Raw genomic sequence first — 13,892 nt, 5'->3', positions numbered from 1 at the left:
TGCCCGCGAATCACGCGGATGACACGAATGGGAGTCCTTCTATTCGTGTCATTTGCGTGATTCGCGGGCACTTCTTTACCGCCTTTTAGGAACACTCGGTTAATCGCCGCTTCACACGCGGCTTGCCCGGGCGCCGGCAGGGCTTATCCTGTTCGACATGAGCGCGGCCGCACCCGTTTCCTCGCCCCGCCCCCAAACAGGGCTCGATCCGCTCGGCCTGCTGGCGGCACGGCTGAATGCGGCGGATCGCATTTTGCAAAAAGAGCGCGGGGCGATCCTTTTCTTTCGCAGTTGGCCGTGGGCGCTCGGCGCCGTGGTCGCTGCCATCATTGCCGATGTCGTGCTCCATCTTTCCGGCAGCGCGCGATTCGGCATCGATCTCGCCTTCGCCTTCCTCGCCCTCCTCGACGCGGCATGGTGCGGATGGCTGGCTTGGGGCAAACACAATTCCTTCGAGCACATCGCGCGCACGCTCGAGGCCCGGCATCCGCGCCTCGGCTCCAAGCTCATCAATCTTCTCCAGCTCCGCTCGCAGACGCAGGATCCGACGCTGGCACCGCTGACCCGCGAACTCGCCGGCCTGGCCATCGGCAGCTACGCCGAGGAACTGCGCAACGAACCCATCGAGCAACTGGCCCGAACCGCGCGCGTGGAATCCGAGGCCAAATACGCCCTCTTCGGATTCTTCGGCTTCGTTGTCTTGCTCGCGATTTCTTTCGACATCACGCGCACGGAGCTTCCACGCTTTCTCGATCCGTTCGGCGATCATCCGCCCTATTCGTTCACGCGATTGGAGATCACCGATCCCGGTTACGATGGCGCCCAGGTCGTCTATCACGAAAACCTCGTCGTCACCGCCAGGTCGTCCGGTCATCGGCCGGCGGAGCTGTATCTGAGCTGGTTCCCGGCCGGGCACCCGGAACAGACGTCGACGTTGCCGATGTTCGACCGCGGCGAGCACGGGTTCGCCCAGCAAGTGGAGAATGTCCAAAGCGACCTGGTGGTTTTCGTGCACACGAAGAATCAGCACGCCATCAGCAAACAGCGCCGGGTGAGTGTCGTCCTCACCCCGCGGCTGGAGAAGGCGTGGGTGAAAATCACACCGCCGGCTTACACCGGGCTCGCGGCCACCGAAAAGCTCTTCGATTTCAAGACGGTAAAAGCGCTGGAGGGAAGCACCATCGCCTTTCGCCTCGCCTCGAATCGTCCGCTGGCCAGTGGACGCATTTCCGTTTCGACGGACAGCGGTAATGAGTCGGTGACCATGACCCGAGGCGAACAAAACCAGGTCGTCGGTCAGCTCGAGGCGAAGAAACCGGCGCAGTTGAAATTCTCCTTCGTCGACCGCGATGGCTACTCCTCGCAAGATACGTTGGAAGCGACGCTTACCGTGACGCACGATCTGCCACCCGATGTGCAAGTCGCCAATCCAGGCAGCGACGCCTTCGTGGCCATGGACTACCAGGCCGAGCCGGCAATCGAAGCCAGCGACGACTACGGGCTCAAAACCCTGCGCATTCACACCGCTCATAATGGCGTTTTCGGCGAACCGAAGATCATCAGTTACGACCACATCACCCTGCATGCGCACGAGGTGGTGCCGCTTGATTTCCAATCGCTGAACCTGCAATCCGGCGACACCGTTTCGCTCTTCGCCGAGGCGATTGACAACGCGCCGCAACCGCATCTCGCCCGCAGCAAGACCGTCACGCTGACCGTGATCAGCACTCAGGAATACAACGACTTCCTGCGCCAGCAGACGGACATCAGCGATATCGAGGCCAAATACACGAAGCTGCTGAACGACATGCGCGATCTCGTCGAGCAGCAGAAAAAACTCAGTGACGAGACAGCCGCGCTCAAACAGCAACTCGATGCGGCCAAGTCCGATGCCGAAAAAGCCGCAGTGCAGAAAAAGCTCAATGACTTGCTGGCCAAACAAAATGCGCTGAACGCCCAGCTCAACCAACTGGCCAAGACGATGGAGCATCTTGTGCGCGACCAGCCGCTTTACGACATCGAATCGGACTTGAAAGACACGCTCGCCGAAAAGGCGCAGCAGATTCGCGATTCCACACAGACGAACGCGGAAGATCTCAAGAAGATCGCCCAGCCCGGAGCGAACGCGCCACAGGCGCCGAGCCAGGCGATGCTGGACGATTTCAAACGCGCCTCCGACGATCAATTGCAGCGACTTGGTGCCACGGAACAGCAGGTCGCCGACGAAGTCATCCAACCGCTCGAGGACATGAGCCTCATGCAGGAGATCATCAAGGACCTGAACCGCTACGAAGACCTCTACGCCGCGCAGCAGGAACTCGCCAGGCAAGCACAGGCTTACAATCGGCCGGCGCCCTTGAGCCGCGAGGACCAGCTCGCGCTCAAGAACCTCGCCGCACAGCAGAAAGCCATCGGCGACGATCTCGATGCGCTCGAGCAGAAGCTATGGGAAGACGGCAAGGCCACTAAGGAGAAATTCCCCAAGGCTGCGGAAAGCGCCCAATCAATTGCGGACAAGATGGGCGATCTCAAGCTGCAGATGCTCGCCAACCAAACCAGTCGCGAGATGGTCAATGGCAATGGCGGCGGCGCCGCCGCGCTGGCGGAAAATTTGCGTTCCGAGATGGCCAGGCTCTTCTCCCAATGTCAGGCCCAGGACGGACCGATGAGCAACGAACTCGACCAGTATCTCGGCTTCCAGCATGGCATGAAACCGGGGATGAACTTCCGCCAGATGATGCAGTGCCACAAATTCGGCAGCGGCCTCACCGGCAGCATGGGACAGGGCTATAGTGGGCGCAATGGGTTCGCAATCATCAGCGGGCAGAATCCCCATGTCCTCGGCAACGAAGCGCTGCCGGGCAACGCCGCCAAGGTGCAGAAAAATGGCGATACCAAAGGCCGGATGCCCCAGAACGCCGGGCAATCGGTCACGCTCGACAAGAGCGACGTGGTGCACGACTTGAACTCCGTCAATCGCGAATCGGAGGCCGTGCAGAGCGAGACGATCATCCAGCAATATCGCGGCCTCGTGGAGGAATACTTCAAAGCCCTCACCAAGGACCCGAAGAAAGAAACGAAACCGAAGGCCAGGCCATGAAACAATTCGCATTGAAACTCCTTCGCACCGTCGCGTTCACCGTCGGCATCTCGAGCCTCATTTCCATCTCTGCATTTGGTGTGGGCGCAGGCGTTTCCGATGAGCAAAAACAGAAAGAAATGGAAGCAGCCGTCGTGAAATCAGCGGACGCTCCGAAGGCCGATCTGACGAAGCTGCAATGCGGCAATCTCGTCTACGCCGGGGACAAGAGTTCCATTTGTTTCGCGGACAAATTCCTCAGCGATGTCGCCACGCAGACCAATCTGGACGTGGGCAAAACTTTCGTCCCGGTGCGTCTCGGCGCAGACAATGTCTTCGACTTCCCGTTCTGTGTCTGGTCCGGAGAGGATGATTTCACGCTGACCAAGAAGGAGCGCGAGAATCTGCGCAAGTATCTGCTCAACGGCGGCTTCATTTTGAGCAGCCCGGGGTGCTCCGATCCCCGCTGGGACACCGCGCTGCGCCGCGAGCTGAAACTCATCTTTCCCGAGTCCAAGCTCGTGAAGCTTCCGATGTCGCACCCCGTCTTTTCCATCGTGAATCAAATTCCGCGGCTCACCGACAAACACGGCGGGTCGGCTTTCATCGAGGGCATGGAAGTCAATGGCCGCCTCGTAATGGTCTATTCGAAGGATGGCCTGAACGACGTCTCGAACGCGCGGGGCTGCTGCTGTTGCGGCGGCAACATGATCGCTGAAGCCGTGCTCGTGAACGTCAACGTCTTCACCTACGCCCTGCTCTACTAGATGCGGCGCGCGTGGTGGCTTTCGTTCACTCTGCTCGTGGCTCTGGCCGCGGGAGCGTGGCTGACTTTGAAGCCCGCGCACCCGAAGGCGCCGGGCCAGCCGCTGACCCTCCTGCTCACTTGTGACGTGGATGGACGACTCGTTCCCTGCGGTTGTTTCTCCGGACAACTGGGCGGAGTCACCCGCATCGCCACGCTCTTCGGACCGGCTTCGCCCGACCAGATCCGGGTCGATGCCGGCAACGCCCTCTCCGGCACCGCAGACTACGAGCGCATACTTTACAGTTACATTCAGCAGGCATTCGGAAAGCTCGGCTACGACGCCCTCAATGTAGGCGAACGCGAAGCGCGCTTGAGCGCCACGCAATTGCGCGAACTCAAGGCGCACTCTCCGGTCCCGATGCTCAGCGCCAATCTCATCGACCGATCCACCGGTGCACCGCTCTTCGACACGCACCGGATCATCGAGCGCAACGGCTGGCGCGTCGCGCTCGTCGGCGTGCTCGATGGCCGCGGCCTCGGCGACACATTGGGCGAAGGGCTCGCCATCGAAGACATGGATGTCGCGCTCGGCCGCCTGCTTCCACAACTCAAGGGGCGCGCCGATTTCATCATCCTCCTCGCCTTCGCGGATGAAGCCGCGCTGACCAATCTAGCGCGACAATTCTATGAACTCGACGTGATCCTCGGCGGCAAGGTCCGCCAACCTTCGCAGGAACTCCTGAAGGAAAACCGCAGTCTCATTCTCGCCACGACGAACGAAGCGCGCGCCGTCGGCATGCTGCAAGTCGCCTGGCGCGCACCGCACCTGCTGGGCCCGCTGAAAGGAGAAGTGCAACTCGTGAGTGACCAGGTCGCACAGGATCCAAACATCGCCGCGCTGGCGACTGCCTATCGCGAAGAAATACGTCGCACCAAGCTGGCGATCGATGACCCAGCCACGTTACGGGAAGACATGGTGCCCGGCGTGCAACCGCATAACAGCTATGCCGGCACGCAAAGCTGTACGCAGTGTCATCCCAACGCCGCGAAGATTTGGCTCAAGAGCGGCCATGCTCAGGCGTTTGCCTCGCTGGTCAACCGCCAGGCGGACGCTGATCCGAACTGCATTTCCTGTCACACCGTGGGCTTTGGTACGGCGACCGGATATCGGCGCGAAGCCGGTGCGAAGAGCCCTTTCATCGATGTTGGCTGCGAAAGTTGCCACGGACCCGGCGGAGAGCATGTGAAATTGCGTAGCGCCGGCGGCGCGGTTGACGTGCACTTTCGCCCGGTTGGCGCCGGCGATTGCCAGAAATGTCATCACGGCGAATTCAGCCGGCCTTTTGACTACGCCAGTTTCTGGCCGGAGATCGCGCATGGCAAAGAACCCGCCGCCGTGAAGAGCGCCAAACCTCCGTCGCCGGAGTAGAGCCGCTGTCAAAACGCGCTCTCGAATTGGAACTGGGGGGCGCCGATCCGTCCTGAGCATTACCCACATCTTTTTGTCGGTCCAGGGGACAGCGGTGAATTCGGCTGCGGCTCACTGAGAGGGGCGACTTTCCAGTCGCCCTGCGTCGCGGAGCGACGCCCCAAAGATGGCGCTCCGTGCGTTTGTTCCGGTCGGCGACTGGAAAGTCGCCGCTCCCAAGTCGCTATGTATCGACGTCCAAACACCGAGCAAAGATGTGGGTAATGCTTAGGATCCGTCCGTGCCGGGGAAACGCGTTAACAAGGAAGCGACGGAGCGCTTCCCTCCAGCTCTCATTCGGAAGCCAAATCCGAAAATCGCCGCATCCCCTAAAAGCAAAACCTCCGCCGGACACATCCGGCGGAGGTTTTCAAATCACTGGGTCAGACTTACTTCGCCGGCTTGGCGGCGGGAGTTGCTTTGTCCGCAGCCTTGGCGGCTTTCTTGTCTTCCTTCACTTCGACGGTTTGCGCGGTCATGCTGTACTGGATGATGACCTTGGCGCCGACCTTCAGTTCGCCGGTTACCTTGGTGTCGGCGTTACGCGCGAGTTCCCACTTATCCTTGCCTTTTTGCACCACGATCTTCGTGTCCGTGAGCTCGAGGATCGGGCCGGTCACTTGATAAGTATTGGCGTCCGCGGCGAAGGCGGCGGCGCTGAGGGTCAGGGCAGAAACAATAGCGAGGAGGGACGTCTTGTTCATAGGCTTTGAAGATACGTCTGTATTACAGATGTATGCAAGTCGTCGGCCGGCACAAATGGGGAGCGCGCAGGAGCGCATCCCTCCGACAAGCGCCGCCAGGACGTCGCGCTACTTGCTCAGCAACTCGCGCAATTTGGCTACGTCGCCCGTCGGTAACTGGCAGACGAAATCCTGGCAGACATAGGCGGCGGGCTTGCCATCCAGCGGGCCGACGGTCTTGAGGAACTCGAGGCGGTCGGAGAGCCATCGCTGGCTGGCGGCACCATCGGCGAGGAGCACGATTTTATTCGGAATGAAATGGGCATGCACTTCGCGCAAGAGCGCGTGGGTGGCCTCGGACGAAGCCGGGCCGGCGATGACGATCTGCCGCGGCTTGGCGAGCGACGCGTCGAGCGCCACGAGCATCTGCGGCAGCGCGGTGGGGGCGCGGGAAAGCTGATCGGCAAAGGCCGCGAGCGTGGCGCTTGCCCGAGCGGCGTATTCCTTTTGCCCGGTGATTTGCGCGAGGCGCAGGAGGTTACCCGCCGCCACTGAGTTCGGCGATGGCTCGGCGCCATCGTAATCCTCTTTCATGCGCAGCAGAATATTCGGCGCATCCTTGGTCACGCTGAAGTAACCGCCGTGCTCGACATCGAGGAAGAGACTGTCCTGCTTCGCCTGCAACTCAACGGCCCACTGCAGCCACGCAATGTCGAAGTCCGCCTCGTAAAGATCCAACAACCCCTGGATCAATGCCGCGTAGTCATCGCAAAAGCCGCTCACGTCGCTCGCACCCTGACGGTAGCTGCGCAGGAGTTGCCCGTTCTTCCATAGATTTTCGCGAATGAAGTGCGCGGCCTTTTGCGCGGAAGCGAGATACTCCGGCGAATCGAGAACCTGCGCGCCGCGGGCGAAGGCCGAGATCATCAGCCCATTCCATGAAGTGATGATCTTGTCATCGAGATGCGGACGCGGACGTTGGTCGCGCACGGCGAGCAACTTCTTCCGCGAGTCGGCGAGCGAAGCGTTGAAATCGTTTTCACTTTTGCGGAAGAACTTTCGCGGCATCGGCGATGGCCAGCCGTTGGATGAGGATATTTTTGCCGCGGAATTCTCCCTGCGGATCGCTGCCCTCCGGGGCGTTGCCCTCGGCATCGACGCCATAGACGCGATCGAACACCGCCGCCGCATCCTCCCCCAGCACGTGGACGATTTCGTCCTTCGTCCAGACGTAGAACGCGCCTTCGGAATGCTCGGGTTTGCCTTTCTCGAGCAAGCTGTCGGCATCTTCCGCGGAATAGAAACCACCGCCGGCATCTGTCATGTCGCGGCGGACGTAATCGAAGATATCCCGCGCCGTCCGTTCGTACACCGTATCGTGCGTGACTTGAAACGCATCGAGATACGAGCTGGCGAGCTGCGCCTGATCGTAGAGCATTTTCTCGAAGTGCGGCACGTGCCAGAACTTGTCCACCGAGTAGCGATGGAAGCCGCCGCCGAGATGATCGTGCATGCCGCCGTCGGCCATCTTTTGCAAGGTGATCAACGCCATGCCGAGGGCCGCCTTGCCATCGCGGCTCTCGTGACCTTCCCGCGCGAAGACGTGGAAAAGAAAATTCAGCGTCACCGGCCGGGGAAATTTCGGCGCGCCGCCGAAGCCGCCGAGTTCATCATCGAAGGAACGCGTAAGCTGATTGAGCGCCAACGCGATTGCTTCCTTGCCCACGGCGGTGCTCTGCGCCGGGCCGCTGGCGGTGTAATCGTTGAGCGCGCGAATTGCATCGTTCGCCGCGCCGAGGACTTTTTCGTGATCATCCTTCCACGCCTCAGCGAGACGCTGGAGAATGGTCGGAAACCCGGGCCGGCCGTAACGATCCTCCGGCGGGAAATAAGTACCGCCGTAGAAAGGCTTGAGGTCCGGGGTGAGGAAGACACTCATCGGCCAGCCCCCGCTGCCCGTCGTGGCCTGCACATAGGTCATGTAAACGCGATCCACATCGGGCCGCTCTTCGCGATCCACTTTGATGTTCACGAAATTCTCATTCATGAGCTTCGCGGTCGCGGGATTCTCGAAACTCTCGTGGGCCATCACGTGACACCAGTGGCACGTGGAATAGCCGATGGAGAGAAAGATCGGCTTGTGCTCACGGCGCGCCTTTTCAAAGGCCTCCTCGCCCCACGGATACCAGTCCACGGGATTGTGCTGATGCTGCAGCAGATACGGCGATTTTTCGTGCGCGAGACGGTTGGTAAATTCGGAAGGAGTCACGGGAGAATTGGGTTCAGCGGCTTGACAGAAGATCGCTGCTGCGTTGAGAAAAGCCATGACAGTCCACCTCTGGAGTTTTTTCATGAGCAGCATCACACGCAGCTTCGACAACGCTTCCGCGGAAAGCAAGCGGGCACCACACGCCCTGCGTCCGCTCTGGCTCGCCCTACCCCTCGCCACGCTCTTCGTGCTCGCGGGTTGCGAAACGCCGTCGGCAACGGTGAAGAACACGAGCCACACCTATCGCACCGTGGTCGTCGATGCCGGCCATGGCGGACAGGATAACGGCACGCGCTCGCGTTGGGGCGGAACGGAAAAAGCCGCGGCGCTGGATACAGCGTTGCGCATCGCCCCAAAGCTGCGCGCCGCGGGCTTCAATACCGTGTTGACGCGCAACGGAGACTACTTTGTCCCGCTCGACGGGCGGACGCACATCTCCAACAGCCAGGAAAACGCCATCTTCGTAAGCGTGCATTTCAACGAAGGCCCGAATCGCAAGGCCCACGGCGTCGAAACATACTATCACTCCCCCTTCGCCCAAGAGCTGGCCGATCGCATCGAGAGCACGGTCACGTCCCTCCCGGGCGTGGCCTCGCGCGGGGTCAAGACCGCGAACTACCGGGTGCTGCGCAACAACGAATACCCCGCCGTCCTCATCGAAGGCGGCTTCTTCAGCAATCCCAAGGAAGCCGCGCGCTGCGCCACGGCGACCTATCGCGAAGCCCTGGCCAATGCGATTGCCAACGCGATCATCTCGGAACGCGGGCCATTGCAGCCCGCGCAGCCGTCGTCATCGCCAGCGACCGTCGCGGCCGCGGCGGACCGGTGATCGGAGCGCGCTCCCCATTCTTAAGAAAAGCAAGCCATCGACGCTTGCGTTTTGGTGCGGCGCTGCCGCGCCGCTTTGGGAAAGCGCAGAGCGATGCAGGCATTGCGTTGCGCGAGCAACACGAACTGTTGAGGGCACGGCGAGATGCGGGAATCGCCCTGCACTTATCGAAAAGCGGCGCAGCAGCGCCGCACTCCAAAACGCTGTCGCGAATGCCTTGCACAAGCAGTTCGTAAACGCCGAAGTGAGGGAGCGCGTCCCTCCGATGTTTGTCGACTACTCGTTGAGCCGCTTTATGATCGCGGCTTCCATCCGATCGGACCACTCGCTCACGCTGGGATCGATCTTCTTGATCTTCTCGAAAAGCGCCTTGTTGTAAGCGCGCAGGGTGGTCTTGGAATCCGCCTCGGTGGTCGCTTCGTCGGCTTTCGCCTTGAGCGCCTTGATGCGCTCGTCGGCCTCGGCCTTCGTCTTGGCGGCTTCGAAATGGTTTCTTTCCTTCGTCTCGGGATCCACATCGGCTCCCGGTTGGGAAGACTGGTTGCTCGCACTCGGCGCGGGCGTGGAAGACTTACGGCCCTTGCGGCCAGACGGCGTCGCCGCGGGAGCGGTCTCTCCTGACGTCGTTCCGGAAGTCTTTTCCGGCTTCTCCTTCTCCGACTTTTCCGTTTTCTCCGGTTTGGGCGTCGATGGCTTTTCAGATTTCTCAACCCTCTCCGGCTTGGGCGTCGAGCCCGGCTTTTCCGCTTTCGGAGTCGGTTTCGGCGTGGGCGTAGCCTTGCCGCTTGCGGCATGCTCCGCCTCGGGCTCCGACGTGCCCGAAGGTTTGTGCGTCGTGTGATGGGCCGGCGTCGGCGTCGGCGTGGTCTTCGTTTCGGCGGAAGGTGTCGGAGTCGGCGTCTCCTTTTTCTTGTGTGGTTTCAGCCAGCCCCAGAACCCACGCTTCGGCTTGGGCGTCGACGCTGCGTCGGTTTCCGAACTGACCGCGGCCCCAGGAGCAGGCGTGGAACTGGTGGAAGCCGCCGCCAGCTTGGGCCCGCTTTGCACATCGATGGACTTGGTGGCGGATTCCGCTTTCTTCTCACCTGCGGTGGTCGGCGTAGACACCGTGGGCGACGCTTCCTCGGCGGAGACCAGCGCAACGCAGGCGCTCATGGCAACGACCGTGGACAGGATGGAGAAAGGTTTTGGCATGGTTCGGAACAAAGGTAAGCCGGGGACTTTGCCGTCTCGGGCAAAATCTGTCGAGCGGGAAGGGCGGAGGGGAATGTGGAATGACGAATGGCGAATGACGAATGAAAGGCAGAACACCCAACACCCAACATCCAATGGCGCAAGCGCGGTGGCGTTCGCACTATCTCGATGGGAATGGATGTTGGATGGCGCCACTGGCTCTTGGCTCTTGGCTCTTGGCTCTTGGCTCTTTCCGCATTCCGCATTCCGCATTCCGCATTCCGCATTCCACATTCCACATTCCACATTCCACATTCCACATTCCACATTCCGCATTCCGCATTCCACATTCCGCATTCCACATTCCGCATTCCGCATTCGGCATTTCGTTCGACAGCTCCGCCTTCCACACGTAAATCAACCATCCACACCCTGTGCGCTCGTGAAATCCTTTCGCTCCCGCCTGTTCGTCCTCGCCACGTTTTTTCTCGTGTTTCCATTTTTTCTGCGCCGCCGGCCGCGGGTCGAGCAGCGGATCACGATCCTCGCCAGGCCTTCCTCCATCTTCCCTTTTCTCAATGATCTCCGGAATTGGCCCCTATGGACGGTGTGGGGCCAGCGCGAGGAGATCGACTACGAGTATGGTGACGTTACGGCCGGTGAAGGTGCGGTGCAGTGCTGGGCCAATAGCCGCATGAGCGGTCTGTTGCGTATCACGAAAAGTGAGAGCGACGAACGGATCGACTATGAATTGGAAATCGGCGATGGCGCCTATCAACTCGTTGGCCGCATCGAGTTGCAACCCGACGGCGCCTGCACGCGGCTGGTGTGGAAGTGCGCGTGGGATCTCGCGCAGAATCCTTACCGGCGGTATTTCGATCTGCTGATGCGCTGGATGATGCGCCGCGACTACGCCGCCGGGCTCGAAAATCTCAAAACGCTGGTCGAATCGTCGGACAAACCCCAGGAAGTCGCCGCGTGAGTCTCGAATGGACAGCGCGCCGTTGCTGGGCGGAGATCGACCTCGGAGCATTGCGGCACAACGTAGCCGCGGCGCGGGGACAACTCGCACCCGGCGGAAAAGTCATGGCCGTGGTGAAGGCAAACGCTTACGGCCACGGCCTCGGCCCGGTCGCGAAAGCACTCGTGGGACATGCGGAAATGTTTGGCGTCGCCACGGTCGGCGAGGCGGAGGAATTGCGCAGTCACGTCCCGGATGCGCCGATTTTCATTCTCGGCCCGGCGCTTCCCGATGAGCGGCTGCCCGTCGTGACCGGATGCTTCATCCCGGCGATTTCCACCGTGGAAGAAGCCCGCGCTTATGCAGCGCTCACGGGGGCGAAGCCGCTCCCCGTGCATTTGCTCATCGACACCGGCATGGGCCGCGTCGGCATCCTGCAAGATGATGCGGTAGCCACGGCTCGCGAGATTCTCTCCCTACGCGGTCTGACAGTCACCGGCCTCGCTTCGCACCTCCCCGTGGCGGATGAAGATGATGCTTTCACCCGCGAACAACTCGCCCAATTTCACCAAGTCGTCGGCCAATTGCGCTCGCTCGGCATTTCCCAACCCGTCGTGCATGTCGAGAATAGTGCGGGCATCATCTCCTATCCTACACAGGCAGGCGACATGGTGCGCGCTGGGCTCATGATCTATGGCAGCTCACCAGTCCCGGAATTTCAGCCCAAGCTGCGCGCAGTGATGACGTGGAAGACACGCGTCACCCTCGTCCGCGAGATGCCAGCCGGCCACGGCATTAGCTACGGCCGCACCTTCATCACCCCGCGCCCGATGCGCATCGCCACTCTCGGCGTGGGCTATGCGGATGGCTACCAACGCCACCTTTCCAATCGTAGCGCGGATGTCCTCATCGGCGGCCAGCGCTGCCCGGTGCTGGGTCGCGTGACGATGGATCAAATCCTCGCCGACGTCTCTGCCCTGCCGCAAGTAACCGCCGGCGACGAAGCCGTCCTCATCGGCAGCCAGGGCGGCGAGGAAATCTCCGCCGCCGAACTCGCGCAAAAATCCGGAACCATCCCGTGGGAGATTTTCACCGGCGTGGGCCGCCGCGTGGAGCGGGCGTATCACGGCTAATTCACCGCGCTACGCAAGAAAACCGGTTTTGTCGCCAGGCCATGAATCTCACGCCGACGTTGAAAATTACCGCGGTCGGAGACACTTCTGCCGCCGGATGCAGCCTCGTGCGGCAATGGCTGCGCGACCACAATTGGATCGCCAATCGAGACTTCATGGAGGATCTGCAACGCACGGAAAATGCCGCACAGTCGTTGATCCTGCTAGCGAGAGATTACAAGGGGGTAGTCGGCGGACTCTTTGCGGAGACGCGATTGGCGTGGCTTCGCATCGCCATCATGGCGGTGCGGCCCGATAGCCGTTCGCGAGGCGTCGGCACCGCGCTCCTCGCCGAGGCGGAGCGGCAGGCCATCACCCGCGGCTGCCGGCATTCCCATGTGGATACGATGGAATATCAGGCGCCACGCTTTTATACGAATCGCGGCTATCGCATTTCTGGGGAAATTCCCGACTGGGATTCGCGCGGACATCGAAAGCTCTTTCTCACGAAAAGCCTCACGGACTCCGCATCGGAGGATTCGCCAGCAGTGTCATTGAACCATCGAATCGCGACGGTAGACGACTGTCCGAGCCTCGCGGAACTGAATCACCAGTTGATCCGCGACGAGGGGCATCGCAACCGCATGACCCTGCCGGAACTCGAGGAGCGAATGCGTAGTTGGATCGCCCATGAATATCGCGCGGTCATTTTCGAAGAGGGCGACCAGATCGTGGCTTACGTGCTCTATCGCGAAGAGGCGCAGGAGGTCTACCTTCGCCAGCTCTTTGTCGTTCCCTGCCATCGAGGCCGCGGTATCGGCCGACGCGCCGTGGAGATTCTGCGCTCTCAACTGTGGCCGAAAAACAAGCGACTGACCGTCGCCGCCCTCATCGCCAACAAGCGGGCCATCCACTTCTGGCGTTCGATCGGTTATACCGACTACGCCCTCTCCTTCGAAATACAGCCGCAGCAACTCGAGGAATGACCGGAGATGACCGGGTGTGATTGAAAGTGGTGCCAGCTGGTTGGGCATCCTGACAATGATGTGTACTTTTGCGTGCAGGTGCTTAAATGTGATCGTCCATGCAAACAACTCATGGCCAGTCGTCCGATCCCCAGCGGGAGAAACAATTGTTGGAGAAACTGCGCAGTCACCCTGAATTGCTGGAGCGATTTGAAGCGATTCTGGACCTGACGGAATCCCCGAGCGGCACGGCGGACCAGATTGAGGAGTGGTTGGTCGCCGAAGTGCGGCGCTTGGGGAACAAGGCGATGCAGGCTTGGGCGCAGAGCGCCGAAGAGCAAGCGGCGGAGGATCTTCGGCAAAAGACGCCAAGGGCGAGAGTGCGAAAAAAAAGACCCTGAGTTGGTGGTGCAGCTTTGGAGCGGTCTGCCTGCAGGAGCGGATTTGGCAGGCTCCAGGGCAGAGCTATCTGCGACCCTTTTTGGGCCGGACGGCCATCACGGCCCGTGGCAAGTCCCGACGTTTACAGCGGGTCTTGAGCGATTTTGGCGCGGAGCATTCCTTTCGGCAATGCGGCCAGCGCCTCAAGGAACATTACGGGTTCG

Annotated in this window: 12 protein-coding genes; 8 read left to right on the top strand and 4 right to left on the bottom strand. The window is 60.9% G+C overall.

The window, feature by feature from the left end; genetic code table 11:
* Window positions 1–157: 157 nt before the first annotated feature.
* Genes CFE428DRAFT_RS21985 through CFE428DRAFT_RS21975 form a run of 3 tightly spaced genes read left to right on the top strand, consistent with a single transcriptional unit; the run spans window position 158 to window position 5,256 of the window.
* Window positions 158–3,100, top strand: a complete 2,943-nt coding sequence (locus CFE428DRAFT_RS21985; RefSeq protein WP_006981855.1) for a coiled-coil domain-containing protein — start codon at window positions 158–160, stop codon at window positions 3,098–3,100.
* Entirely contained in the window at window positions 3,097–3,846 is a 750-nt protein-coding gene (locus CFE428DRAFT_RS34215; RefSeq protein ID WP_006981854.1) for a DUF4159 domain-containing protein, read from the top strand. Before CFE428DRAFT_RS21985 ends, CFE428DRAFT_RS34215 begins: the two co-directional genes overlap by 4 nt.
* Window positions 3,847–5,256, top strand: coding sequence for a multiheme c-type cytochrome (locus tag CFE428DRAFT_RS21975; protein ID WP_006981853.1), 1,410 nt, complete (start codon window positions 3,847–3,849; stop codon window positions 5,254–5,256).
* A gap of 428 nt (window positions 5,257–5,684) precedes the next feature.
* On the opposite strand, the gene CFE428DRAFT_RS21970 is transcribed toward CFE428DRAFT_RS21975, so the two are convergent.
* From CFE428DRAFT_RS21970 to CFE428DRAFT_RS39065, 3 genes are all read right to left on the bottom strand, one after another.
* Window positions 5,685–5,999 carry a hypothetical protein gene (locus CFE428DRAFT_RS21970; RefSeq protein ID WP_006981852.1) on the bottom strand — a complete coding sequence of 105 codons (315 nt, stop codon included), beginning with the start codon at window positions 5,997–5,999 and terminating at the stop codon, window positions 5,685–5,687.
* Window positions 6,000–6,107: 108 nt separating this feature from the next.
* On the bottom strand, window positions 6,108–7,046 hold the full coding sequence (locus CFE428DRAFT_RS39070; protein ID WP_006981851.1) for a thioredoxin domain-containing protein: 939 nt from the start codon (window positions 7,044–7,046) through the stop codon (window positions 6,108–6,110).
* A complete protein-coding gene (locus CFE428DRAFT_RS39065) occupies window positions 7,018–8,247 on the bottom strand; it encodes a thioredoxin domain-containing protein (RefSeq protein ID WP_202797481.1) in 1,230 nt (409 codons plus the stop codon). The genes CFE428DRAFT_RS39070 and CFE428DRAFT_RS39065 overlap by 29 nt, the downstream gene beginning before the upstream one ends.
* 82 nt (window positions 8,248–8,329) lie before the next feature.
* Here CFE428DRAFT_RS39065 and CFE428DRAFT_RS21955 point away from each other — a divergent pair, with 82 nt between their 5' ends.
* Window positions 8,330–9,076, top strand: a complete 747-nt coding sequence (locus tag CFE428DRAFT_RS21955; protein ID WP_006981849.1) for an N-acetylmuramoyl-L-alanine amidase family protein — start codon at window positions 8,330–8,332, stop codon at window positions 9,074–9,076.
* Between the two features lie 276 nt (window positions 9,077–9,352).
* On the opposite strand, the gene CFE428DRAFT_RS21950 is transcribed toward CFE428DRAFT_RS21955, so the two are convergent.
* Entirely contained in the window at window positions 9,353–10,270 is a 918-nt protein-coding gene (locus tag CFE428DRAFT_RS21950; RefSeq protein ID WP_006981848.1) for a hypothetical protein, read from the bottom strand.
* A gap of 421 nt (window positions 10,271–10,691) precedes the next feature.
* On the opposite strand from CFE428DRAFT_RS21950, the gene CFE428DRAFT_RS21945 reads away from it, so the two are divergent.
* The 4 genes from CFE428DRAFT_RS21945 (at window position 10,692) to CFE428DRAFT_RS21925 (ending at window position 13,688) form a co-directional block, all read left to right on the top strand.
* The gene (locus CFE428DRAFT_RS21945) at window positions 10,692–11,231 is read left to right on the top strand and encodes an SRPBCC family protein (protein ID WP_006981847.1); all 540 of its coding nucleotides are present in this window, start codon (window positions 10,692–10,694) and stop codon (window positions 11,229–11,231) included.
* Window positions 11,228–12,343, top strand: a complete 1,116-nt coding sequence (gene alr / locus CFE428DRAFT_RS21940; protein WP_049975715.1) for an alanine racemase — start codon at window positions 11,228–11,230, stop codon at window positions 12,341–12,343. The genes CFE428DRAFT_RS21945 and alr overlap by 4 nt, the downstream gene beginning before the upstream one ends.
* A gap of 41 nt (window positions 12,344–12,384) precedes the next feature.
* Window positions 12,385–13,308, top strand: a complete 924-nt coding sequence (locus CFE428DRAFT_RS36715) for a GNAT family N-acetyltransferase (protein ID WP_006981845.1) — start codon at window positions 12,385–12,387, stop codon at window positions 13,306–13,308.
* Between the two features lie 98 nt (window positions 13,309–13,406).
* Window positions 13,407–13,688, top strand: a complete 282-nt coding sequence (locus tag CFE428DRAFT_RS21925; protein ID WP_006978743.1) for a hypothetical protein — start codon at window positions 13,407–13,409, stop codon at window positions 13,686–13,688.
* Window positions 13,689–13,892 lie beyond the last annotated feature (204 nt).

It is taken from the genome of Chthoniobacter flavus Ellin428 (assembly GCF_000173075.1).
GTDB lineage: Bacteria > Verrucomicrobiota > Verrucomicrobiia > Chthoniobacterales > Chthoniobacteraceae > Chthoniobacter > Chthoniobacter flavus.
Note: the sequence above shows the minus strand (reverse complement) of the source record. Positions and strands in the feature narration are given on the sequence as shown.